The organism is Actinomadura rifamycini DSM 43936 (assembly GCF_000425065.1).
GTDB lineage: Bacteria > Actinomycetota > Actinomycetes > Streptosporangiales > Streptosporangiaceae > Spirillospora > Spirillospora rifamycini.
Genome location: NZ_AULB01000050.1, coordinates 23102 through 29210 on the forward strand (window position 1 = coordinate 23102; position 6109 = coordinate 29210).

6 protein-coding genes are annotated in these 6109 nt (G+C 66.4%); 4 read left to right on the top strand and 2 right to left on the bottom strand.

The features are described from left to right. The first annotated feature begins 1 nt into the window (after nucleotide 1). From H505_RS0132515 to H505_RS0132525, 3 genes are read left to right on the top strand one after another with little or no spacing between them, the layout of a single operon-like run. Nucleotides 2-1696 carry an ATP-binding protein gene (locus H505_RS0132515; protein ID WP_026405292.1) on the top strand — a complete coding sequence of 565 codons (1695 nt, stop codon included), beginning with the start codon at nucleotides 2-4 and terminating at the stop codon, nucleotides 1694-1696. Next, nucleotides 1693-2304 carry a hypothetical protein gene (locus tag H505_RS0132520; RefSeq protein WP_157433216.1) on the top strand — a complete coding sequence of 204 codons (612 nt, stop codon included), beginning with the start codon at nucleotides 1693-1695 and terminating at the stop codon, nucleotides 2302-2304. The genes H505_RS0132515 and H505_RS0132520 overlap by 4 nt, the downstream gene beginning before the upstream one ends. Before the next feature lie 2 nt (nucleotides 2305-2306). Further along, on the top strand, nucleotides 2307-3887 hold the full coding sequence (locus H505_RS0132525) for a serine/threonine-protein kinase (protein ID WP_026405294.1): 1581 nt from the start codon (nucleotides 2307-2309) through the stop codon (nucleotides 3885-3887). Nucleotides 3888-4356: 469 nt separating this feature from the next. Here H505_RS0132525 and H505_RS0132530 read toward each other — a convergent pair whose 3' ends face one another. Both H505_RS0132530 and H505_RS0132535 read right to left on the bottom strand, forming a co-directional pair. Continuing rightward, nucleotides 4357-4806, bottom strand: a complete 450-nt coding sequence (locus H505_RS0132530; RefSeq protein WP_026405295.1) for a hypothetical protein — start codon at nucleotides 4804-4806, stop codon at nucleotides 4357-4359. A 26-nt stretch (nucleotides 4807-4832) separates the two neighbouring features. Continuing rightward, nucleotides 4833-5741 (bottom strand): aminoglycoside phosphotransferase family protein, encoded by a 909-nt coding sequence (locus H505_RS0132535; protein WP_026405296.1) that lies wholly within the window; start codon nucleotides 5739-5741, stop codon nucleotides 4833-4835. A gap of 140 nt (nucleotides 5742-5881) precedes the next feature. On the opposite strand from H505_RS0132535, the gene H505_RS49500 reads away from it, so the two are divergent. Beyond that, a partial coding sequence (locus tag H505_RS49500) for a transposase (RefSeq protein ID WP_026405297.1) occupies nucleotides 5882-6109 on the top strand: 228 nt, incomplete at its 3' end.

The following is a 6109-nucleotide window of genomic DNA, read 5'->3' on the forward strand; positions in this document are numbered from 1 at the left end:
CATGTTCCGAGACGACGACAACTACATTGGCAAACTAGTCGGCAACACCGGGGAGCCCAGCAAGCTGACGATCGCACTGCGTACGAGCTTCTCGGCGCGGCGCGGGGAGTTCGTGCGGGTTGCGCACCAGGAGCGCGAGTCGGAATCTCAGCTCGACGTGTTGGGCCGCATCGTGGGGCTCTCGCGGTCGAACATCCTGTTCAGCCCAGCGCTCGGCGAAGGGATCAGTGAAGTCGAGCTGCTGCCGCAGTCGCGGCTCTCGGGCGAGACCGTGTATGCGACGCTCGAGCTGGTCGGCTACAAGGATCCGTTCACCGGCGAGATCCGGATTCCCCGACGTCCGCTGACGCCGGGGACGAAGGTCTACGGAGTCGACTACGCGTTCCTCACAAGCTTCTACGAGTTCTCCGAGGACACCAGCGTCCATCTCGGCAACCTCGTCGGCTACGAGAAGGGCGAGAACATCGTCCCGGTCTTCCTCGACGCGAACACCTTGGTGACCGAGCACCTCGCCGTGCTTGCGATGACCGGCTCGGGGAAGAGCTACACCGTCGGGCGCGTCATCGAGCGGCTGGTCTCGCAGCTCAACGCGTCGGTCGTGGTCTTCGACCCGCACGGCGAGTACGGCAGGGCCTTCCGAGCCGGCAAGCTCAACTTCAACGACCGGCTCGACAAGGTCGAGGACCCTCGGGACCGGCAGAAGCTCGCGGAGATCCAAACTGCCCTCCAGCAGTTGCAGGACCGTGGGGGTGGCATCAAGGTCTACACGCCGCAGCTGCGGAGCTTCGACGAGAAGTACGCGGGGAATAACATGCGCCTCGCTCTTCAGCTCGACCACTTCGACGTGGACGAGTTCTCCGGTGTGCTCCCTGGATTGACGGAGCCGCAGCAGCGCGTACTCGACGTTGCGCTCCGCTACTGGAAGGAGAACATCGACGAGCCTCGCGACATCCAGGAGCTCTTCGCGGTCCTCGATGATCTCGACCGCCTGAAGGAGTGGGTGACGGAGTCCGGCAGCCAGGGCGAGGCCAGCGCGCTCCGCGGAGGGAGTGCCAACATCGCCGCTATCCGCCTTCGGCGCATGATCAACGAGGCCCAGAGCTTCTACTCGCGCGCGGCCGGTGAGCCGTTCGACGTCTACGAGATGGTCGGCGACGACAATGCCGAAGCCGGACGGCTCTGCATCATTGACCTCCAAGGGCTCTCGAACACGGCGCGGCAGGTCATCGTCGCGCTCATCTCGAGCGAGCTGATGAAGGCGGCGGCCGATAAGCAGCGCCCGACTCGGCCGGTGTTCATTGTCTACGAGGAGGGGCACAACTTCGCGCCCGTCGGCGAGGCTGCGATCTCGAAGAACATCATCAAGCGCATCGCGGCCGAGGGCCGGAAGTTCGGCGTGGGCTTCGGCATCGTCAGCCAGCGCCCGAGCAAGCTCGACTCCGACGTGACGAGTCAGTGCAACACTATCGTCGCGATGCGCATCAAGAACCCGGACGACCAGCGGTTCATCCAGAAGACCTCCGACTACTTCTCTGCAGCGGACCTGGCGGAGCTCCCGACGCTGTCGACCGGTGAGGCGCTGATCTGCGGACGGGCGATCATCGCGCCGCTCGTTGTGAAGGTCGGCACCAAGGCGCTCATCCACGGCGGTGAGTCACCGCGCGTGTGTGAGCGCTGGGGGAGGTCGGGAGGATGATGGGTGACCGCTCGCCATCTCCGGCGGACCTGGTGTTTGACGGGCTCGCCAACCGCGAACTGATGGTCGAGCACTTCCCGATGCTGCTGTCGGGGATCCCGGACATCGGGCTCACGGTGCACTCGCACTTCCTCACGGTCCTGGCCACCGCGGGGCAGTCGCAGGGCTACTCCGCCGTGGCGGAGTGCCCGATCTGGTGGGCTCGCGACAACGGCCTCGGGGACGTGCGTGCGGATTCCGTGTGGTTCGAGAAGCAATTGGGCGAAGCCTCGCTCGCGTTCGAATTCGAGAGGTTCGAGCGCGGTGACGAGGGGAAGCTGCGGGGAAAGGTCGAAAACCTCGCGATCGCGTCGACAGCGACCCCGAGTTTGAAGCTGTGTGTCCTGATCTACTGGGTACGCAGCGGCTCGGCTCCACGCAGCATGGACGCCATCATCGCAACTTACCGCGAAGGGTTTAGGCGTCGTGGCAGTGACGTGGCCCCGGCCCGGACACCGTTGTTGATCATTAAGTGCGTGATGCGTCCAGCTCCCGACTCCGAACGTCTCGTGTTCGGCGAGTTCCTGCGCGACGAACGCAATGAGCGGCTCGCCCTTGGGAGGGCGTAGTAATGGCGCTGATCGTGTTCCGTGGCAAGTCCGGCGAGGAGCTGGGCGATCGCTTTCGCTTGCTGGCCGAGCTCGGCAAAGGGAGCTTCGGCGAGGTGTGGCAGGCGCGGAGGCTGAAGGATGGTGCCACGGTCGCGATCAAGATTCCGAAAGACCAGGAGAAGGGCGAGGAGGTGCTTCGCAAGGAGTCAGACATCATCAGGGACATCCATCACCCGAATATTGTTCGCGTCCACGGCTTCCACAACATCAGCGAGCTCTTCGTGATCGAGATGGAGTTCATTGATGGTTACGACCTGGCAAAGGTCCTCGACAGCGTCAGTACGCGGGCGCCGCTCACCTTCGAACAGATGCTGGAGTGGACACTGCAGATCCTCGACGGTCTTGCTGTTGTCCACGCCGCGAACATCTCGCACAACGACCTAAAGCCGCAGAACATCCTCGTTGACAAGGCGTCCGGGGCAGCAAAGATCACCGACTTCGGGTCGAGCCGCCGGCTCGAGGATGTGTGGGTCTGGACCAAGCGCCGCGGCACAGAGGCGTACATGGCCCCTGAGGTGGCGCTCGAGGGGAAGCGCGCCCGGGACGTCAGCGACATCTACTCGATCGGTGTTCTCCTCTACGAGATGGCCACGGGACGATTGCCCTACTCGAGCCCGCATCAGCTGCTGACCGGCGTGCAGGTCGCGAAGCCTCGTGAGGTCAACCGCGATGTGCCCGCCGATCTCGAGGACGTGATCCTTCGCGCGATGGCGCGGCGGCCCGAGAACCGTTTTCTGAACTGTGGGTCGATACGCGTTGCCGTGCAGGCATGCCTTGACCGGTTGCGCGCCGAGGCGGCGATGGCAGCCATGCCGGCTCGCTCGGAGCCCAGCCAGCTCGGCTTCCGGCCGCCCCCGTCAAGTCCGCTCTACTACCTCGAACTGGCCAAGCAGCGGCTCGCCGAGGGCGACGCTCAAGGTGCTCTGGAGGCGGCGGAGGCTGCTGTCGATCGGAGCGACGGCCATCCTCAGTACCTGCGGATGCTCGGTGGCATCTGTATGCGCCTGGGGTACCACCGCAAAGCGGCCGAAGCGTACGAGAAGCTGCTCGCCGCCTTCGATCGTGGCTACCCGGTCGAGAGCCATCAGCGACGCGAGGTGGTTGAGCGGCTCGGTCAGCTGTACACCAACCTCCAGCGGTACGGCAACGCGGTGGCGATCTACGAGCGCCTCGTGGACGCCGTCGACCGGCCGTACTCGCGGTTCCGGCTCGCCGTCGCGGCGGGACTTGATGGCGATTACGGGCGCGCGATCCAGTTGCTCGAGACCGTTCGAGCAGAGCGGCCGGATGCCGTCGTCGTCTACTCCAAGCTCGGGTGGGCGCACGCCCTCAACGGGAACGATCGCCTCGCCCTCGGCTTCTACAACCAGGCCTTGGCGCTCGACGCCTTCGACCTGTTCAGCCTCTTCGAGCTCGGGAAGTACTACTTCATGGTCGGTGATCGGCGACGCGCCCGGGAGTACTTTGAGCGAGTCGTGGAAGCGGACAAGCAGGGCTTCTACAGCGACCGCGTCCGCGAGCTCACGAGCCCGACAGCCTGAGTGCCGCCTACAGCGCCCGCTGGTCGTCCCAGACCACGGGTCCGGGACTGGGGAGCAGACCCTACCGAGGCGGATGTCGAGCTTGTTGGAGCCGAGTGGTTTGATAGCGGCGGTATAGCGGCCGGTCACCATGCCCTGTTCGGTCGCCGCGGCGGTCTGCTGTGCGGCGCTGCTGCTGGCGAGAGCGGCGCGGGCGGCGCGGGCGGTGAAGAAGATCGCCACGAGGGCGAGCAGGCTGGTGCCGACGGCGACCGCCCGGCCCCGGACCCGGTCCAGCGCCTCGGCCCGTGCGGTCTCGTCCAGTTTGTCGACCTTCACCTTGTCAGCGTGCTCCAGCAACCACAGGGCGCCGGTCCCGAGTGTGGCCCACAGCACCAGGAGCGCCGTGGCTAGGCCGAGCAAGAAGCCCAGGGGGCAAGAGCATGCGCGCCCGCCGACGCCATGGCCGGGCGGATAAAGGGGGAGTTGCTCACGCCAGCTCAGGCGGAGCCCAGCTCGAAAAGGATCCCGTGTTCGCAGGACCCGCTAATGTCGCCCCTTGATCGCGCCGGGCCGTTCGCAGAACCACATAGCGCTGGACGCTCGCCAGGTCGTACCAGGTAACGCCGTTGACGATGCGGCCCTCGATGCGGCGCCGGTGGTGCCACTGGCGCACGAGGTCGGGCCCGCACAGGAGGCCGAACGCTTGCGTCAGCGGCATGACGCCCTTGCCGGTGACCCAATCGGCCGCCGCGGGTGCCGCGCAGTTAGCGGTCGCCTCTTGCGGCTCCTCGCACTCGTCGCAGCGCGCCGTCCAGTCATCGCCGAGATGATCAGGGATGGCGCTGGCGCTCCGTGCCCCGCCGGTGTGCGCGAGGCGCTGGACGCCCAGCGGGATGCGCCTGGCAAGTGCTGGCTCTCTACAGGGCGGGTGATGCACTTTAGAAGGTTGAGGCTTCCTCGCGATTACCTCATGTGCCAGCGGGTGTGGGTGTTGTTGGTCTGCATGCTGGTGAGGCGGTGAGCGAGTTCGCGACGGGAGAAGGGATCTCCGGGGGCGTTGCGGATGTGGATGCCGATTGCGTAGAGGTCGCGGATGCGCATGAGTGTTTCGTAGCCGGGCCATTTGTGCAGGTCATAGCCATAGGCGGAGGTGAAGTCGTCGACGTCGGCGGGGGAGAGACCAAAGCGGCGCTGGCCGTGGTGGCTGTGGATCAGGTCCCATTCGCGGGGGCCAGCGGCGACGCTGTCCCAGTCGGCGAGTACCACGTGGCCGTCCTGGTGGCGTAGGAGGTTGTCGATCCATGCGTCGCCGTGGACGAGCGCGGGCGGGGCGGTGAAGGGCAGCCGGTTCCAGGCGTCGGTCATGGCGGCGATGTGCCGGCTAAGCCACTCCTGCTCGGTGGTGGTGAGGACGCCGGGGTGATGCTGGACGGTCGCGCGGATGCCGGCCAGCGGATCGGTGAGCTCGCGCAGCGGGAAGGGCGGGGTCGGGCCGGTGTGCAGGTCGCGAAGGAGACGGCCGAGGTCGCGGGTGCTGGCCGGAGTAGGGCTGGTGGGGATGTAGCGCCAGAAGGTCGCGGTGACGCCGTCGAGGGTTACGGGCTGGTCGGTGATCTCGTCGGCGGGCTCGACGGTGGGGAAGTCGCGGCCGGCTAGCCACCGGGTCGCGGCCAGGACGGCCGGGAGGCGTTCGGCGGCGGCGGGGGCGGTGGCGATCCGCACGATGATCGGGCCGCGGAGCTTGAACACCGCGTTGCTGCGCAGGCGGAGAAGTTCGGCACCGGATGCGTCGAGTCCTGTCAGGTCGCAGATCCGGTCGAGCAGGGTGTGGGCGCGCTCGTGGAGGTTGGTGGCGCCGGTCAGTTCAGGCATACGGACGACCACGGGGTTGGGAGCCGGCGAGCGGCGAGGCTTCCAGGGACAGAACTTCCTCCAGGGTGCGCATGTGAGGTGCCACGGATCTTCCGGACAGGGCCCCAACTAGAGTTGGGGAGAACCGGAAGGGAAGGTCGTTGGCACGACAGAGGCGGCATTTCACCCAGGAGCACAAGGACGAGATCGTCCGGATGGTCCTGGACGGCCCGCGCCCCATCGCCCATGTGGCCCGTGAGGTCGGCATCCACGACACCACCCTGGGCAACTGGGTCAAGGACTACCGCAGACGCCACGGCGACGACGCGTCCACCACACCGGCCGGCGCCCCGAAGAGCCTCCGGGAACGCGAACTCGAACGCGAGAAC